Origin of the sequence: Winogradskyella poriferorum, assembly GCF_036553625.1 — a bacterium.
Lineage (GTDB): Bacteria > Bacteroidota > Bacteroidia > Flavobacteriales > Flavobacteriaceae > Winogradskyella > Winogradskyella poriferorum.
This window is the reverse complement of sequence record NZ_JAZHOU010000006.1, coordinates 165,340-183,530: the sequence shown is the minus strand read 5'-3', so window position 1 is coordinate 183,530 and position 18,191 is coordinate 165,340. Positions and strand designations below refer to the sequence as shown.

Here is an 18,191-nt window from a genome sequence, read left to right as displayed (position 1 = left end):
ATGATACGTCACAACTACTCCCGTCTGTGCTCCTATCACCTCGGCATCGCGATCACTCAACGTAAACTCTACAAAACTATCTAAATCATCATCGCACTCCTCTAAAGCTATTGGCATATTGGCTACTGGATTGCCCAAGACTTCTAAGGCGAGCGTACCTACATTATAACAACCCGTTATTGCATCTTCTAAACGAACGTGAATAGTTTGATTATTTGGAGTAGTATTCACATAACCATCAAATATTTCTGCTGTATCCATGTCAGCACCCTCAGGTGTTTCGTGGAACGAAACATTAACATCGGTCTGACCATTTAAAATCTCAGTAACTTTATCCGTAAGGTTAAAAGGTGCAAAACCATCTGTTACTTCTCCATCACAAACTTGCAATGGAGTTACTGCCATAACATCAGGTAATGGATTAACAATTAAATTAAATGAAGTTGTTCCATAACAATCTGGATTTGCAGGATCTTGAACTCTTACAAAAATGGTCTCTGTATTTGGGTTAACATTTGTGTAATTTGTAGGTAAAGCTCCTGTATTAAAATTAGCATCATCTTGAGTTGGATGAAAAGAAACATCATAAGTAGTTGGATCTTGAGTGCCCAAAATAAATGTTTCCTGAGTACTCAAATCGAATGTTGCGAAACCATCATTACTAATATCATCACAAGCTTCCATATCTGCAGGCTGGTTAGCAATTGCTCTAGGATTTACAATTAAACTAAATACCGGATTGGCCGATGCATTGTAACAGTTGGAATCTCCTATACTTTCTACCCTTACGTAAATCGGTTCAGGATTACCACCATTGGTATATAAATTTGGTAAAGCTCCCGTACCATTATCAGCTCCATCAAACGTTAAATGATAAGTAACATTAAAATCTGTAGGAGCCTGTGCGCCCAAAATACCAAGGGTTTGTACACTAAGATCAAACTCTTCTACACCATCATTAGATACATCATCACATAGTTCTAAATCTGGAACTGGATTTATATTTGGTTGTCCAGCAACGTTCAATGTAAAAGACAATACTTCGTAACAACCAGAATCTAAATATTCAACTCTGATATAAATGATTTCACCATCTGTTCCTGAATAGTTATTTAAGTCTGCGATTGCTCCAACATCTGCATCTGCGTCTGCTTGTGAATTATGATAAGTAACTACCAAATCACTTGCGTTTGCCGCACTTGCTAAAACAACTGCTGTATTTGTTTCTAAATCAAAAATATATGGTGGAGTGCCTGAGTCACATACGAATAAATCGTTAGGAGTTTCAGTTACTATTTCTGGTAATACTTCTATACACACTTCTTGTGTGTACTCACAACCAAAATCATCCGAAGCTCTATAAGTATAACAAAACTCTCCTGCTGTAGGAGGTGTTACTGTAATAATATTTCCATTTGTATTGGTTATTGTTGGGTCAGCATCCCACTCTTCACTTACAACACTATTTGATGGCGGAACCAGAGAAGGATCAAAATTTAAATTCCATGAAAACAACGTTCCATCATCAGCTGCCCATGAATCAATTATAATAAACGTCCAATCTCCATTTAAAGGTGAACCTAATAAATTATCAAATGAAGATGATGGTAATGCCGCATACGTACCTGCAGGAATATCATTACCTGTAGCGGCTGCATCATCTAACGTTTGAGTAGCTGTTGGGGAAAAACAATATTGCAAGCCTGTACCAGGGTTACCATTATCAGCCTGATCCGGAATACCTAAATTATCACCTGGATCGGTCCCATCACCATACTCTAAAAACATAACTTGAGCTCCGTTTGGAGCTTGTAAAATTATCGAAAGATCACCCATAAAGGAATGCTCCATAACAGCACAGAAATCTGTAATTTGCGTAATATCTGTTAACACCTGACCTGGCCCATAACAATCTACTGTAATAGTAGAAGAATAGGACGTATCTTGACCTGTTGACGGAGTATCTTCTAACCATGTTTGATCAAAAATTTCTGGAGCACAATCCTCAAATTGAGGTATTGTTGCTACACCAGTAATAGTAGTAGATTCACCAAAACATATTGTTGCATCTGTAGCTTCGGTACCTGTGAAATCTATTTCTGGAGATACTCTTACAACCTGACTGATTGAATTAGTGCTAGAACAACCTAAGGGATTTGTATCTGTTACTACTAAATCTACAACAAAAATACCTGGTTCATTGTAGGTTGCAACAACACTCTGCCCTGTAGCTGTTGTAGAATTTCCAAAATCCCATTCATAAGTCGCATTAGGATCGTCATTTGCTGAAAAGATTGCACTACCATTAAAGGTTACATCACCTCCTGCACATATAAGTACCTCTCCTTCTGAATTGACATCAGGTACTGTAGAATCTAATTGAGCAGTTATGTCTTGACATGGTGTTCTGCACGAAATATTTGCAACCCAACCACTAGCATTAGCAGAACCATTTGACACAAACTGAACCGTAATACATCCCGAAGTATTAGCATCAGAAGCTTCAACTAAGCCTGGATTATTAGCACCAGAAAAATCTCCTATCGGAGGAGCTGTTATATCATCACCATCGAATATTGTGACTATATCTGCATTAAGCTGTGTGTTGAACTCTATAAATTCTAACTGAATTTTTTGCCCTGGGTTTTCAGGACAGATAGTTAGAACAAAATTTTCATCATTACCATAATTTGCAAACTCACCGCCAGAATCATAAAAAACACCACCACACTGGCTTACAGTAGTTGTTTGCATCGTAATATCTTGAGCTATCAATACTGAAGATATTGTTAAAATAAAAAATGTAAATAAATACTTCATATATTGAAATTATTGATATTGTGACTTTATTATAATATAAGTATTGGTACCATCTACACGGTACATCCCACCATTCTTGGTAAACAAATTAAAATTGTACTTAAGAGGGTTGAAGTCATTAAGATTAAAATTACTATCTCTTTTTAAATTCTTTACAAATGCCGTATTCAAAGGAATTTTAGACAATAAAACATAAGGTTTTTTATTCTCTTCCTCCCCAATAGTTTTTATCTCCACTCTGTTTCTTAACAAATGCTTAATCGCTTTCAATCGATGCGAATCGTTATAAACGTATTTTTCAGCATATTCGCCATAAACCTCATCTATTTGTAGCTTTTCTTTAGATGTTAATGGCAAATCTACATTGTCTTTGAACTTTATAACTTTTTGAGAAACCTTATTATTTTTCTTTTGCCCAAATGAACAGAGCGGCAATAGAATTAATAAGAAAATTGTAAGAATTTTTTTCATGGCTTAACCTTATTTTAAAGTTTGGAAAATTAAGAAAATTTTATAAAAACAGTTGTTAAATCCTTAATGATATTAACATTTTAACGGTTTTAGATATATAACAAGTATAATTGTAAAACTCCTACCATTATCATCCTATTTTTATTACGTATCTTTGCAACTTCCTTTTAAAGATTGATTAATAATTATTTAACCATGAAAATCGATAACGATTTTAACGATATAGATGCTTTAGGCGATAACCACATAGGTTCATCGAGCGATACTCCTATGAGAGATGATGCTTTTAAACTCTCAAAACAGGAAAAAATAGATATTATTAAAGATGATGTAAGGCACATTATGGAAACCCTAGGACTAGATCTTACTGATGACAGTTTACAAGGCACACCAAACCGTGTTGCAAAAATGTTTGTGAATGAAATTTTTGGAGGGTTAGATCCTGAAAAAAAACCGAGCGCATCGACTTTTGATAACAAGTATAAATATGGCGAAATGCTCGTAGAAAAAAACATTACTGTTTACTCTACTTGCGAACACCACTTATTACCTATTGTAGGAAGAGCTCATGTCGCTTATATTTCTAACGGTACTGTAGTTGGCCTTTCTAAAATGAATAGAATTGTAGATTATTATGCTAAACGTCCACAAGTACAAGAACGATTAACTATACAAATTGTAAAAGAATTACAAGAAGTTTTAGGAACTGAAGACGTTGCTTGCGTTATAGATGCCAAGCATTTGTGTGTAAACTCTCGTGGAATAAGAGATATTGAAAGCAGTACAGTAACCTCTGAGTTTGGCGGAAAATTTAAAGAAAAAGAAACCCGAAGAGAATTCCTAGATTATATACAACTAGACACACAGTTTTAGTTTGCTTAGTCTTTCTTTGTTCTTTAGTTTTGTTTAAACATTTTTTGAATTATTCAGCATGCCATTATACGATACCCAAACTATAAAAATATACAACTCATTATCTGGCGGAAAAGAAGTCTTTAAACCAATTAACGAAGGTTACGTTGGCATGTATGTATGTGGACCAACAGTATACAGCAATGTACACTTAGGAAATGTAAGAACCTTTATGTCTTTTGATGTTATTTTTAGATACCTAAAGCATCTTGGTTATAAAGTAAGATACGTAAGAAATATAACAGATGCAGGACATTTAGAAAATGATGCCGATGAAGGTGAAGATCGTATTGCAAAAAAGGCAAGACTAGAAGCTATAGAACCTATGGAAGTTGTACAGCGATATACAGTAGACTTTCATAACATCTTAAATAAATTCAACTTTTTACCACCAAGTATAGAGCCAACAGCAACAGGCCACATTATTGAGCAAATAGAGCTTATAAAAACCATTATAGACAATGGAATGGCATATGTTGTAAATGGATCAGTCTACTTTGATGTACATAAATACAACGAATCTAAGCCTTACGGTATTTTAAGTAAACGTAAACTTGAAGACTTAATTCATAATACAAGAGCTTTAGACGGACAATCTGACAAAAGAAATCCGCAGGATTTTGCACTTTGGAAAAAAGCCGAACCACAGCACATTATGCGTTGGCCTTCTCCTTGGAGTGATGGTTTCCCAGGTTGGCATTTAGAGTGTACAGCAATGAGCACCAAATACCTTGGTGAGCAATTTGATATTCATGGTGGCGGAATGGATTTAAAATTCCCACATCACGAGTGTGAAATTGCTCAAGCAGAAGCTTGTAATGACCACTCACCTGTTAACTACTGGTTGCATGCCAATATGCTTATTATGAATGGTAAAAAAATGGCAAAATCTACCGGAAATTTCATTCTGCCTAATGAAATATTTTCTGGAGATAATCCTCATATCACTAAAGCATACGCTCCAAGTGTTGCAAGATTTTTTATGCTTCAAGCGCACTATAGAAGTATATTAGATTTTACTAATAATGGATTATTAGCAAGCGAAAAAGGATTTTTTAGGTTAATGGATGCCATTAATTTAATTGAAGATTTAAAAACCAGTGATTCATCATCTTTTAATGTTTCTGAATGGAAACAGAAATGTTATGATGCCATGAACGATGACTTTAACACACCTATCTTAATAGCTACTTTATTTGATGCTGTAAAATTCATCAACCAAATAAAAGATGGTAGCGCAACAATAACTAAAGAAGACTTAGGCTTGTTAAAAGAAACTTTAGAAAATTTCACTTTTGATATTTTAGGTTTAGTTAATGTATCCAAAGAAAGTACAGGCTCTGATAAGTTATCTGGTGCTGTTGAAATTTTAATAAATCTAAGAAAAGAAGCTAGACAGAATAAAGACTTTGCATTGTCTGATAAAATTAGAGATGAGTTAGCTGAAGTAGGAATTCAACTAAATGATAGTAGAGAAGGCACCACATTTACGACTAATTAATCGTGAAGAAATTTTTAGCATATCCTTTTTTATTTTTAATTAAAGTCTATCAAACTTTTATATCTCCTATTACACCTGCTACTTGCAGATATCAGCCTACATGTTCACATTATGCTAAAGAAGCCATTGAAGTTCATGGTATTTTTAAAGGAGGTAAGCTAGCCTTAAAAAGGATTTTTAGTTGTCATCCCTGGGGCGGAAAAGGTTACGACCCAGTACCACCAAAGGAAGATTAATATTACGTTAATCCTATTTTCACTCCCTAACAAAATAGTATATTTACAGCGAAAAGATTACTTACATGCACGCATTAAAAATATATTGGGATCCTATAAAATCTATTGACTTAGGCTTTTTTGAACTTCACTTTTACAGTGTGATGTGGATTATCGCCTTTATACTAGGCTTCTACATTACAAAGAAGATTTGGAAAAACGAAAATCAATCAAACGAATCTCTAGATTCTTTATTTATTTATTCTGTATTGGGCATCATGATTGGAGCTAGATTAGGTCATGTGATTTTTTACCAATCTGAACTGATAAGTGAAGATTTCTTTAGTATATTTTTACCTTTCAGTTTTAAAGACGGTATACGATTTACAGGTTTTCAAGGTTTAGCCAGCCATGGAGCAGCCATTGGTATGATTATATCAATGTACCTATTTAACAAAAAAATCTTAAAGAAAAGTATACTTTGGATTTTGGATCGCGTGGTAATCGCTACAGCTCTTGGTGCAGTATTTGTCAGAATAGGAAACTTTATTAATTCAGAAATAATAGGCGAATACACCAACAGTGATTTTGGTGTCGTATTTAGACAACTTAGTGAAACTGAGCCAAGACATCCTGCTCAATTATACGAAGCGTTTTGCTATGTTTTTGTATTTATAACGTTGCTTTATTTCTATTGGAAAACCAATAAATCTAAACAAGAAGGTTTCTTATTTGGTTTATTTTTAGTTTTTCTATGGACCATTAGATTCTTTGTAGAATTTGTAAAGGAACCTCAAGGAGAGGAAGATTTGGCAGCTTTCTTTGGTAATGTTCTCAACAATGGCCAGCTTTTAAGCATACCTTTTATACTTATTGGTCTTTACTTTATGTTTATCTACAAGCCTAAAAAGACCGTTGCCTAATATGCGTACAACTCATTTCATAAGAAACTTTGTTCTCTTCTTTTCTTTGCTTTTATTTTTTAATTGTAAAGATGAAAAGCAAAACACGTCTAATGATAAAGTAAAAGTTAGTTTTAGCAAAGAAGGGGTTTTACACCTCAAAAAATCAGATTCCGACTCTATAATAAAAACTCTAGATATTGAATTTGCTGAAGATGAGTACGAAACACAAACAGGATTAATGTACAGAACTCAACTTGGTACCAACCAAGGTATGCTTTTTATCTTTTCTGATGTACAAATGAGAAGTTTCTATATGAAGAATACTAAAATCCCGTTAGATATTATTTATATAGATCAAAAACAACAGATTGTTAGCTTTCAAAAACATGCAAAACCTTTTGACGAAACTTCACTTCCATCTGAAGCTCCTGCCAAATATGTTTTAGAAATTAATGCTGGACTTTCTGATGAGTGGCAACTAAAAATTGGTGATCGTATTCACTTTACTAAAGACTAATTAATTCCATTTTAGGCATTTAATTTAAAAAATGATATATCTTGTAGGAATAATTTTAATTCCTATCTACATGAAATCATTAAAAAATCTTTCACTTTTAATTGTATCTCTAGTTTTATTTTGCTCTTTTTCTATTAAAGATTCACCTTCTTATGTTGGCAAATGGAAAGGTAAAGACAAAGGAGATATTGGCTACTTAACACTTACTAAAGATGGCTACGCTTTGTTTGAATTTGACGGCCAGATAATGGGAGGAAAATCATTTACAAGAGACGGCACTGAAGCCTCTATGCATTATGAAGTTGAAAAAAAAGAAAACTACTACCATATTGATTTTATTGTTAAGAAGGTGGAAGATAAAGAAACCTTAGGCACCTTAGAAGGTATCTTTAAAATGAATTCTGAATCTCAAATGGTATTAGCATTGGGGTTTGACGGATCAGCGCGACCAACTAACTTTGAAACCGATCAAATTACTCTTAACAAAATCGATTAAACTAATAACTTATTAAAAAAAAGCCTTTCTTTTCAGAAAGGCTTTTTTTAGCTATTAAGTATCAGAAACTTATTCTTCGTCTTCTTCTTTTACTTTTTTCTTTAATGACTCTGCAGCATCACCTTTCTTAGCTGTATCGTACATTAATGGTGTTGCAATAAACATAGAAGAGTATGTACCTACAACTACACCTACAATTAAGGCAAACAATAATCCTCTTAATGATTCTGCACCAAAAATGAACATTGCTAACAATACCACTAATGTTGTTACAGAGGTATTTAATGTTCTACTTAATGTACTGTTAAGTGAGGCATTAATAGTTTTTCCTAAATTCCAAGATGTATGCTCGTTTAAGAACTCTCTAATTCTATCAAAAACTACTACAGTATCGTTTAACGAGTAACCAATTACTGTTAAAATAGCCGCAATAAAAGCTTGATCAATTTCCATACTAAATGGCATAAACTTCCAAGTTAAAGAGAAAATACCCAACACTATTAAAACATCATGGAATACAGCAGCAACTGCACCAAGTGAGAACTGCCATCTCTTAAATCTAAATAAGATATAAAGGAATACTACCACTAGAGATCCTAATACAGCCCAGAATGACGATTTCTTAATATCATCTGCAATTGTAGGGCTTACTTTACTAGAAAGCATTTTACCAATCTTAGCCTCACCAGAACCATTATCAAATTCTTCGTAAGTCATTCCGGTAGGTAAATATGGTTTTAAAGCTTCAAATAACATAGTTTGTATCTCAGTATCAGCTTCAACAGAGTTATCTTCCACTCTATACTTTGTAGAAATCTTTAATTCGTTTGCAGAACCAATAGTTTTAACCTCAGCACTATTAAATACATTAGGATCATTAAGTACACTAGTAATTTCTTCAGTACTTACTGGTTGATCAAAACGAACTTGGTATGTTCTACCACCAACAAAATCGATACCTTGATCTAATCCTGTAGTAGCTAACGAACCTAAACTCGCTAAGATCAATGCACCAGAAATAACATAAGCTATTTTACGTTTCTTTAAGAAGTCGATATTTACATTCTTAAATAAACCTTTAGTCATTCCGGTAGCAAAATCTAAAGTACCACCTCTATTTACCCACCAATCAATTAATAAACGAGTGATAAAAATAGCAGTAAATAATGAAGTTAAAATACCTATGATTAACGTAGTTGCGAAACCTTTAATTGGTCCTGTACCAAATACAAATAAGATTAATGCTGTTAAACCTGTAGTGATGTTAGCATCTAAAATTGATGATAAAGCGTTAGAGAAACCATCTTTAATAGATTCTTTTTGAGACTTTCCTTTTGCAAGTTCTTCTCTAATACGCTCAAATATAAGTACGTTGGCATCTACCGAAATACCGATTGTTAATACGATACCTGCAATACCTGGTAGCGTTAATACAGCACCTAAACTTGCTAATACACCAAATATTAATAAGATGTTTAATAACAACGCGATATCTGCCGCTAAACCAGCTTTACCGTAATAGAACACCATCCAAAGTAAAACAAATGCTAGCGCAATAATGAAAGACTTCATTCCACTATCAATAGCTTCCTGACCTAATGAAGGACCAACCTCATCTGCCTGAATGATCTCTGCTGAAGCTGGTAATTTACCAGCTCTTAAAACGTTTGCTAAATCTACAGCTTCATTAAGTGTAAATGAACCTGAAATCTGAGATCTTCCACCTGCAATTCCTTCTGGTTGATTTCTAACACTTGGTGCCGAATATACTATATCATCTAAAACAATAGCGATATATCCGTTTTCTTGATTAGCCTTTTTTGTAATTTCTTGCCACTCTCTTGCACCTTTAGGATTCATTTGCATACTTACAGCTGGTCTGCTAAGCTCATCATAATCTTGTCTTGCATCTGTAATAACAGCTCCACTTAATTCTGGCTCACCTTCTCTGTTGCTTTTTATTGCATATAATGCAGAATACTCAGAGTCTTTATCTTGTTTTCCCCAAACAAACTTTGCATAACGCATTTCCGCAGGCAATAAAGCTCTGTTTTTAGGATCATTAAGTGCTGTTAACACTTTTTCCTTGTCTTTAGCTAAGAAATTAGCAATAACAGGACCTCCTCCTGGAAACTGAATTCCTAAAGGATTAACATTTGCTACATTTGTAGTGTCTGTTTCTATTTGACCGGTTAATTCATCTATTGTGCTAGTTGTAGAATCTTGCTCTACTTCTGCAACCTCAGTAACTTCTTCGTCAGATTCGTCTTCTTTAGCTGCTTCTACCAATGCTTGGTTTACCTGAAATACATATGGCAGTAATTCCTCGGCTTTGTATGTGTCCCAAAATTGTAATTGTGCTGTTTTAGTAATAATGTCTACAACACGCTTTTTATCTCTTGCGCCTGGTAACTCAATTAAGATACGACCAGAATTCCCTAGACGTTGGATGTTTGGAGACGATACACCAAAACCATCAATACGATTACGTAATACTTCAAAAGCAGAAACAATAGACTCATCTATTTTTCTTTCTAAAATACTTTGAACCTCACTATCAGACATTTCTGGTTTAATATCATCTCTTAAGTTTCTGTTAGCAAAAATATCTGGTGATGCTAATTTAGTATCTCCTTTTATAGCATCAAACGCTCTAAAAAATGACTCTAAATACGACTCTTGTGCATCTTTTTGTAATTCTTCTGCTTCAGCTAATGCCTTATTAAATACAGGATCTTTACTATTGTTGGACAGTCCTTTTAAGATGTCCTTTACAGAAATCTGAATGATAGCATTAATACCACCTTTAAGGTCTAAACCTAATTTCATGGCATTATTCTCAACCTCAGTATATGTGTATTGAGACACACCTAATAGGTTATAAACTTCTATAGGTTCGAACTCGTTTTCACCTACTTGAACTTTTTCTGTTTTTAAAGAATCTAAGTAGCGTACTTCTGCCTCCGCTCTTAAATCTTGATAACCGTCTACTGTTTCGTCATACTTTGCTACTGCAGCTTTTTTTGCAGCATCTTCAATTTGGTTAGCCTTAAAGGTAAAAGACAATTGGTAAATACTTACCAAACCAAATAGCAGTGCAAACAGTTTAACTATTCCTTTGTTTTGCATTTTGTTTTGTTTTACGTCTGATTTTTTTAACGCGCAAATATAGAATTTACCGTATAATCAGACAATTGATTTTTTATGTAATAATTTGTTTTTGTCTTTTGATTGATTCAAAAGTTAAATGAAGTGTTTTTGGAACATTTTTTTAATGAATCCCTTAAGCTACAGGTCCTGCTCTTACTTCTGGTGATTGGTATGATTTTTTATCTTCTAAATAAAAGATACCAGAATTAAATCTAAAGGTCGCCTTAACTAATTTTTGTAATACATCTGATTGATAGAGACAACTAAAAACGTCTTTCTCTAATTTATTAAACCTATCACTCTTCTGGTTATGCTCGGTAATCTGTACTCTATCAAAATCCCAATCATTTTTTTGATCTTTCTTTTGAATTTCTGATACATTGAGCTTGTAGTCTTTTACAGTGTCTTCGTCAGATTTTTTATTAGAGTTATTAGTATCAACTCCTAATAAAAAACTAAATTCACTACTATCGGTTAATATTTGCTCAATGCTTTGGGCATCTGTAAGGCTATAATATGCAATTTTAAAACTCCCTGAATCATCTTTTATTACCAAAAGGTTTTCAGCACCTATTTTTTGTAGTTTTTGCTGAATATCTCTGAGTGTGTTTTGCGCTTCAATTTCTGAAATATTAGCATCAGAAAATTGGATGGTTATCTCTTGATTGGGAGTAGCAGGCGTCTCTACTAACCTTCCTAATAAAGCTAATAGAACTATTATAATACCAAAATGTAATTTGGTGCGCATTCGGCAAATATAACAAAAAATAAAGACCGCATTTCTGCAGTCTTTGTTTTATAGTGTGTGATTGGATTTTACATGCCTTCCATCTTGGAATATCCTTCTGGAGGTGTTAGACTAAATTTAGAGTCATCTACTTTCTCACTTTTAACCTCAGTTACTTCAGAAATAACCTTAACCTCTATTCCTCCTTGTGTCATAGTCATTTCTGTATAAAGTGGAAAACCACCGAGATCATTTCCAAATTGCGCATTTTGTTGACTTAGCACTGGCGCAATTTTATCAGTAACGTACATTACCATTTTTATATTATTACCACCTTCACTAATTGTTAGGCTCTTTTGTTTACACTTGTAACCTAATATAGTTTTAGTATCTGAGCCTTCTACAACTTTATAGTCTTCTGATTTGTCTTTTGGTTCTTCTATAGTTTGCTTTTGATATTTCTTACCCAACATTGGGTTATCCATTAAAGTAAGACTCTCCATACTATCAGAATCAGTAATCACTGTAATATCACCAGACATAGGATTAGAAACTTCTACTCTAGATTTTTTTCCTTTGAAGAATGTTGTTGTTATCATTTCGCCCATCATTGCTAGTTGCGCTTGAGTAGCTTCGTCGCTAGAGTTATAGGTCTGCTTTAATGTAATTACTCCTTCTGTAATTTTTTCTTGAGCTGTTACCGTAAAACTTAAAGTTAATAGTACGGTAAGCATTAGTATTCTTTTCATGTTTTATAATTTTTTTTAATATACAAAAAACCTCACCAACAAGTATGCCAGTGAGGTTATTTCTTATTTAAAAAAGCTCTTTGTTAAAGTTCTAAAAGACCATTTGTCTTCTTTACACCTTCTGCGCTTTCTGCTAAATGTTGTTTTTCTGCATCACTTAATGGTACATCTACGATTTTTTCAATACCGTTTCTTCCTAAGATTACTGGTACACCGATACAAAGATCGCTTAACCCATACTCTCCATCTAGTAATGTAGAACAAGGGAACATCTTCTTTTGATCGCAAGCAATGGCCTGTACCAATCCGCTTACAGCAGCACCTGGCGCATACCACGCAGAAGTTCCTAATAATTTTGTTAAGGTTGCACCACCGACTTTAGTATCTTCTTTTACTTGGTCTAAACGCTCTTCTGATAAAAACTCAGAAACTTTGATACTGTTTCTTGTTGCATGAGATGTTAATGGCACCATACCTTTATCGCTATGACCACCTATTACCATACCATCTACATCGCTGATAGGTGCTTCTAAAGCTTCAGCTAATCTGTATTTAAAACGTGCAGAGTCTAAAGCTCCACCCATTCCTATAATTCTATGCTTTGGTAAACCTGTAGTTTTGTGAGCTAGGTACGTCATTGTATCCATTGGGTTACTCACTACAATTAAAATTGTATTTGGCGAATGCTCTACTAAGTTGGCAGAAACTGTTTTTACGATACCAGCGTTAATACCTATTAACTCTTCACGAGTCATACCTGGCTTACGAGGAATACCAGAGGTAATAACACAAATATCACTATTTGCTGTTTTTGAATAATCATTAGTACTTCCTGTAATTTTAGTATCAAATCCATTTAAAGAAGCTGTTTGCATTAAGTCCATTGCTTTACCTTCTGCATAACCTTCCTTGATGTCTAATAAAACAACTTCGGATGCAAAATTTTTAATAGCGATGTACTCTGCACAACTTGCGCCTACTGCACCAGCGCCAACTACGGTTACTTTCATTTTATATTTTATTTTAAATCGTTAAAAATCTGACACAAATTTACGGTTTTACAATCTAAATTCCATGATTTATGTCATCTATCTAAATAAAAAAAGCAGCCTTTTCAGGCTGCTATAAAATATGTTTAATTCGTTTTTATCTAAAACCAAAATTTACACCAACAGAGAAGGCATCAAACTCTGATATATGATATTCTCCATTAAGTCTGAAGAATCCTAATTTTAATTTAAAACCTAGAGTTCCTCTTACAGCAGAAACATCACTTGATACCGAAAATGGATCAGTAATTGTGTCTGAAGAAACTATACCGTTTGTAACCACGTAGTCTCCTAACAAATCTGATTCAGCTTTACCAGAGATGTAACCCAAACCACCATAAAGGTTAAAAACAGGCAACTTTGTAGAAACCGCTAATTGAAACAACCAAGTATTTGTATTATTTTCTAATCTTTGATTTTCGCCATCTATACCTGAAGATTCTGTAAGATCATAAGATCCGTCTAAATGTGTGTAAGCTACTAATCCAGATAATGCAACAGGCCATAACTTATCTGCTGGTAACCATTCGGTAAACTCAAACTGTAAGCCTGCTCCATACATATTTAGAGCAACATCATCATTTTCGTACTTTGGAAAGTATCTTGCTTTAACCTCAATTCCACTGCCTAATCCTACTGCTGCTTGTAATGTACCTGACGGAATTAAATTATAGCTTTCATCACCAATACCTTGTGGCAACTCAAATTCTGCAGTCTGAGAACCAAAAATTGGATCATCATATTCTACTTCAACAAAAATTGAAGGGTCATTTTCACCTAAAACTGTAGCAACATTCTGAGTACTTGGCCCAGACACAAACTGAACGTTATTATAGTCTGCTGTATTCATACTAAAAACCTTATCGTCATCACCCACCAAAGATGCATTTGCTACCAAAGAAATCTCAAAACCTCCTAATGGTTTTACTTTTGCAGAATTAAACCAATTGGCATTCATACTATGCATTACACCATTGGTTCCTGGTGCTAAATAATCATTTGCAAAACGTTGCGCATCATCTACACCTGCAGACAGCAATACATCTATATCATTCTGAGCTTTTGAAACTAAAAACGAACTACAAAATACCGTGAATAGAATTAATTTCTTCATTATGGTTAAGTTTTTAATATTGAGACAAATATATTAAAATAACGACAAAAAATGCATTTTATCGTTATTTTATGTTTTTTATCGGATTAAAAAAGGCATCTAAAACTAAAATTTGGTGTTAATCCTAAAGACTTATTTTCTACTTTAATGGCTTTATTAGAGTCATTAGGATCGACTTTATAGTAGGTATTTATACTGTTTTTTCTGTCTAAGGCATTAATAACTCCAAATCGCAGTACAGCTTTGACGTTATTAGAAATAGTGAAACTATATTTTAATGATGCGTCTAAACGCATAAAATGATCTAAATTTTCACTATTTGGTGTATCGTAATTAACAAACGTATTATTACCATCTTGCACGGTTTCGTTACCTTCAACAGGTTTTGTAAACGGCTGTCCTGATCGCCAAATGCCACCAACAGACATTTCTAGATTAGATAAAATAGTATAGTTGAGTCCCAAACCAAACGAATGTCTTACATCTACATTATTAGGAAAAACCGAAGGTGTTAGCGTATTAAATTCATAATCATTTATGCTATATGTATAACTAAACCACGTACTAAAACGCTGCGCGGTTTTGCTTGCTAAGACCTCAACACCTCTAACATTATAACTGCCTATAGCATTTAAAAACTGAAAATTGTTATAAAACCCTTGGTTAGAAACCGTTATACCTTGTACGTTTTTGTAGAACCCTTCAACATCAATTAAAAAATTATTTTTACTGAATTCTAACCCAAATGACCCTTGTTTACTTTCTGAAATTGGAATAGTTTCCTCATTTGCCAATATCCAACGACGGTTTTCTACTCCTAAAAAATCATCTTGAAAATCAATAATCTGTGTTGCTGATTGATTTTTAAATTCTCCCTGAAGTTTAAGAGCAAGGTTATTGAAAAGCTTGTGTCTTACATTCAATCGTGGTTCAATAATAAGCTTACTAAACTTCTGAAAATAATTACCTCTTACCCCTACTCTTGCATAGGTTTTTTTGTTACTAAATTCAGCCTCGGCAAACAAAGCATGATTAAGCAATACATCTTTTTTAGTTCGGTTGTAATTTGGGTTAATTACATCTGTAGCATTTAAGATACCTACTTCGGTAAATTGATAACCTGTAAGTAGATTAAAGCTATCATTAATTTTTAAATTAGATTTTATTTTAAAACCTGATTCTAAAACCTCGTTAGACTGCTTTACTTCCTGATTAGTTTCAACTCGTGCATCTGTTGCTTCAACAGTATATTTTGAATAATAACCACTTAATTGTGTTGAAAACCGATCGTTCCAAACAGCATTCCATTGTCCGCCAAAGCCTAAATTTTCTTGTGTAAGTTTACTAGATTTTGAAACTGTTTCGCTTGTATTGTTGGTGTTAGATTCAGCATAATCTAAATTATTATTAATCCCAATAACGTTTGCTCTAAACTTATGGTTATCATTTAAATCGAATAATACTTTGGCTGAAAAATCGTAAAACGAAAAGTCTGAAGACTGATTACCTGCAGCATCCGACTCTGTACTGGTGTTAATATCACTATCCTGAAAACTACGCTCAAAATAATTATCGTACGTTGGAGAAGCCAACACATCTGTAAAGGATCTTCTGCCTGAAAAATGAAATGCCAGTTTCTTGCTAACTGGTACTTTTAAATAAGCATCTGCATGCAAAAGATTTGCACCAAATCCTCCTGAAAAATCATCATTTACGGTATTCTTAGTTCGCATATCTATAGTACTAGACACACCATCACTATACTCACTCGATGTTCCGTTTTTAGACACAATGGTCTTATCTGTGAGATAAGGATTATAAGCCGATATTAAGCCAAAAAAATGACCGGAATGATACATTTTAATTCCATCCCAAAGCATGAGGTTTTGGTCATTTGTACCACCTCTTACATTAAGATTGGCAATACTTTCATTTACACTCTCTACACCTGGCAAAACCTGAATAGTTTGCAAAATATCTGGCTCTATTAAACCTGGTAACACGCCAAAAGTTTCAGAATTTAATTGCGTACTGCCATCTAAACGCTTTTGTAAACCTGTAGTTAAAAACTTTGTAATTAAAACCTGATTGAGTTGCTCTAACTTTTCTTCTAACACTATTGTTTTGCAACCTTTATATTCCCACAAATCTGTAGCTTTAATCCTTTCTGTATTGTACCCTAAATAGGAAATCACAACCTCAGCACCAACCGGCACATCTGTTAACTTAAATTCTCCTTCATTATTGGATACTGCCCCATTTAGTGTATTATCTACAACAACTGAAGCTCCGTAGAGCGATGTATTGGCATCAATTTTCAATATTCCACAAACAGAAATCGTTTTATCAATCGTAGAAATAGTAATATATCTATCGGTTAAAAACTTAAAATTAAGTAAGGTGGTGCTGTTTAGTTTTGTAATGATTTCTTCTAAAGATGCAGATAGTTGTGGTTGCTCAACCGTAACCGATTTTACATCTTCTGCAGAGTACGAGAATTTAACCTCGTGCTTGGTTTCAATTTCAGAAATTAATTGCAAAAGTGGTATTTTTTCTTGTGCCTGACTTTGCAAAGAAAATAGCGTTATTAGAATACATACAAGACGCTTAGTTAGCTCCATAATTATAAAACTCTACGTCATTACCATTTATTTTATAGCTAAGCTTTAATGGTATAGTTACCGCTTTTAAGGCAATATTTTTGTCTTTGTGGGTAAAACTTCCGGAAAATAATTGAGATGTATCAACACCATTTGCTACCTTAATTTTAATATTGTACTGCAGTTGTAAGTCTTCTACAACTTGCCATAACGGCACATTATTAAAGCTAGACTCTTCATTAATCCAAGACGGATTTTGCGATGTAAAATCGTCTGTCTTAATCATCTTACCACTTACAACTCTCACAGTTTTTCCTGGTGCTAAAACCGTAGTTTCATTATTATAAGTTACTGCAACCGAACCTTCATAACACTTTACTTCAAAAAAGTTACTGCGCTCTTTTACATTGAATTGTGTTCCCAGTACCTCAACAGATCCTGCATCTGTATTTACAGTAAATTTTTTGCCTTTGGTAACTTTAAAATAAGCCTCTCCATCTAAGGTTAACAATCGCTGATTGTCCCATTCCTTTTTATCATAGGTTAACTGTGATTTTGCATTAAGAACAACCTCAGAATCATCTGGTAAATTAAGCGTAGTTGTCTCCGCAACGCCTGTTTTATAGGAAGCTTCTGTATTAAAAAAGATAAAATAAGAGCACGTTAACATAAGTACTACAATAGCAGCAACACGCAATAACATCTTATAATTAAGTGGTACAACCTTAGAGGTCTCTTTTTTGGTTTTATTTAAAGATCTGGTTTTAAAATCTGCCAATGCCTTATTAGCATCGATATATGGTGTTTCTATTTGTTTTGAATAAAAACCAGCCTTTTCTAATGCAGAAAAATCCTCATTAGGATACATGGTTTTTATTTCTTCGGTAGAAATTTCACCATTAAACCATTTTAATATGTCATTATCTTTATTCATTTTTAATGCTATTCTACCTTAAGACACTTTA

At 33.7% G+C, this 18,191-nt stretch carries 15 protein-coding genes; 6 read left to right on the top strand and 9 right to left on the bottom strand.

Annotated features, from left to right (window positions below; genetic code table 11):
* Positions 1–2,820, bottom strand: a 2,820-nt coding sequence (locus V1468_RS14840; protein ID WP_331810990.1) for a PKD domain-containing protein, incomplete at its 3' end; no start/stop codon positions are given.
* Positions 2,821–2,829: 9 nt separating this feature from the next.
* The gene (locus tag V1468_RS14835; protein WP_331810989.1) at positions 2,830–3,291 is read right to left on the bottom strand and encodes a hypothetical protein; all 462 of its coding nucleotides are present in this window, start codon (positions 3,289–3,291) and stop codon (positions 2,830–2,832) included.
* 195 nt (positions 3,292–3,486) lie between these two features.
* On the opposite strand from V1468_RS14835, the gene folE reads away from it, so the two are divergent.
* From folE to V1468_RS14805, 6 genes are all read left to right on the top strand, one after another.
* Entirely contained in the window at positions 3,487–4,164 is a 678-nt protein-coding gene (folE, locus tag V1468_RS14830) for a GTP cyclohydrolase I FolE (RefSeq protein ID WP_331810988.1), read from the top strand.
* A gap of 58 nt (positions 4,165–4,222) precedes the next feature.
* A complete protein-coding gene (cysS, locus tag V1468_RS14825) occupies positions 4,223–5,704 on the top strand; it encodes a cysteine--tRNA ligase (protein WP_331810987.1) in 1,482 nt (493 codons plus the stop codon).
* Positions 5,705–5,706: 2 nt separating this feature from the next.
* Entirely contained in the window at positions 5,707–5,940 is a 234-nt protein-coding gene (gene yidD, locus V1468_RS14820) for a membrane protein insertion efficiency factor YidD (protein WP_331810986.1), read from the top strand.
* A gap of 65 nt (positions 5,941–6,005) precedes the next feature.
* A complete protein-coding gene (lgt, locus tag V1468_RS14815) occupies positions 6,006–6,842 on the top strand; it encodes a prolipoprotein diacylglyceryl transferase (RefSeq protein ID WP_331810985.1) in 837 nt (278 codons plus the stop codon).
* Position 6,843: 1 nt separating this feature from the next.
* Positions 6,844–7,341: a DUF192 domain-containing protein gene (locus V1468_RS14810; protein WP_331810984.1), complete on the top strand. Its 498-nt coding sequence runs from the start codon at positions 6,844–6,846 to the stop codon at positions 7,339–7,341.
* 70 nt (positions 7,342–7,411) lie between these two features.
* Positions 7,412–7,837 carry a hypothetical protein gene (locus V1468_RS14805; RefSeq protein WP_331810983.1) on the top strand — a complete coding sequence of 142 codons (426 nt, stop codon included), beginning with the start codon at positions 7,412–7,414 and terminating at the stop codon, positions 7,835–7,837.
* 69 nt (positions 7,838–7,906) lie between these two features.
* Here the strand turns inward: V1468_RS14805 and secDF are convergent, their stop codons facing one another.
* The 7 genes from secDF to V1468_RS14770 form a co-directional block, all read right to left on the bottom strand.
* Complete coding sequence (gene secDF / locus V1468_RS14800) at positions 7,907–10,966, bottom strand: protein translocase subunit SecDF (RefSeq protein ID WP_331810982.1); 3,060 nt, start codon at positions 10,964–10,966, stop codon at positions 7,907–7,909.
* Positions 10,967–11,120: 154 nt separating this feature from the next.
* A complete protein-coding gene (locus V1468_RS14795; protein ID WP_331810981.1) occupies positions 11,121–11,735 on the bottom strand; it encodes a hypothetical protein in 615 nt (204 codons plus the stop codon).
* Positions 11,736–11,803: 68 nt separating this feature from the next.
* Positions 11,804–12,463 carry a DUF4412 domain-containing protein gene (locus V1468_RS14790; protein WP_331810980.1) on the bottom strand — a complete coding sequence of 220 codons (660 nt, stop codon included), beginning with the start codon at positions 12,461–12,463 and terminating at the stop codon, positions 11,804–11,806.
* 83 nt (positions 12,464–12,546) lie between these two features.
* On the bottom strand, positions 12,547–13,473 hold the full coding sequence (gene mdh / locus V1468_RS14785; protein WP_299097693.1) for a malate dehydrogenase: 927 nt from the start codon (positions 13,471–13,473) through the stop codon (positions 12,547–12,549).
* A 136-nt stretch (positions 13,474–13,609) separates the two neighbouring features.
* Complete coding sequence (locus V1468_RS14780; protein WP_331810979.1) at positions 13,610–14,626, bottom strand: DUF6588 family protein; 1,017 nt, start codon at positions 14,624–14,626, stop codon at positions 13,610–13,612.
* 86 nt (positions 14,627–14,712) lie between these two features.
* Positions 14,713–17,247: a TonB-dependent receptor gene (locus V1468_RS14775; protein ID WP_331810978.1), complete on the bottom strand. Its 2,535-nt coding sequence runs from the start codon at positions 17,245–17,247 to the stop codon at positions 14,713–14,715.
* Positions 17,234–18,160: a FecR family protein gene (locus tag V1468_RS14770; protein ID WP_331810977.1), complete on the bottom strand. Its 927-nt coding sequence runs from the start codon at positions 18,158–18,160 to the stop codon at positions 17,234–17,236. The genes V1468_RS14775 and V1468_RS14770 overlap by 14 nt, the downstream gene beginning before the upstream one ends.
* Between the last annotated feature and the right edge of the window lie 31 nt (positions 18,161–18,191).

Excerpts from the sequence above, each read along its gene's own strand:
- V1468_RS14835 (WP_331810989.1), bottom strand. The coding sequence starts at position 3,291 with ATGAAAAAAATTCTTACAATTTTCTTATTAATTCTATTGCCGCTCTGT.
- folE (WP_331810988.1), top strand. The coding sequence starts at position 3,487 with ATGAAAATCGATAACGATTTTAACGATATAGATGCTTTAGGCGATAAC.
- cysS (WP_331810987.1), top strand. The coding sequence starts at position 4,223 with ATGCCATTATACGATACCCAAACTATAAAAATATACAACTCATTATCT.
- lgt (WP_331810985.1), top strand. The coding sequence starts at position 6,006 with ATGCACGCATTAAAAATATATTGGGATCCTATAAAATCTATTGACTTA.
- V1468_RS14810 (WP_331810984.1), top strand. The coding sequence starts at position 6,844 with ATGCGTACAACTCATTTCATAAGAAACTTTGTTCTCTTCTTTTCTTTG.
- V1468_RS14805 (WP_331810983.1), top strand. The coding sequence starts at position 7,412 with ATGAAATCATTAAAAAATCTTTCACTTTTAATTGTATCTCTAGTTTTA.
- secDF (WP_331810982.1), bottom strand. The coding sequence starts at position 10,966 with ATGCAAAACAAAGGAATAGTTAAACTGTTTGCACTGCTATTTGGTTTG.
- V1468_RS14795 (WP_331810981.1), bottom strand. The coding sequence starts at position 11,735 with ATGCGCACCAAATTACATTTTGGTATTATAATAGTTCTATTAGCTTTA.
- V1468_RS14790 (WP_331810980.1), bottom strand. The coding sequence starts at position 12,463 with ATGAAAAGAATACTAATGCTTACCGTACTATTAACTTTAAGTTTTACG.
- mdh (WP_299097693.1), bottom strand. The coding sequence starts at position 13,473 with ATGAAAGTAACCGTAGTTGGCGCTGGTGCAGTAGGCGCAAGTTGTGCA.
- V1468_RS14780 (WP_331810979.1), bottom strand. The coding sequence starts at position 14,626 with ATGAAGAAATTAATTCTATTCACGGTATTTTGTAGTTCGTTTTTAGTT.
- V1468_RS14775 (WP_331810978.1), bottom strand. The coding sequence starts at position 17,247 with ATGGAGCTAACTAAGCGTCTTGTATGTATTCTAATAACGCTATTTTCT.
- V1468_RS14770 (WP_331810977.1), bottom strand. The coding sequence starts at position 18,160 with ATGAATAAAGATAATGACATATTAAAATGGTTTAATGGTGAAATTTCT.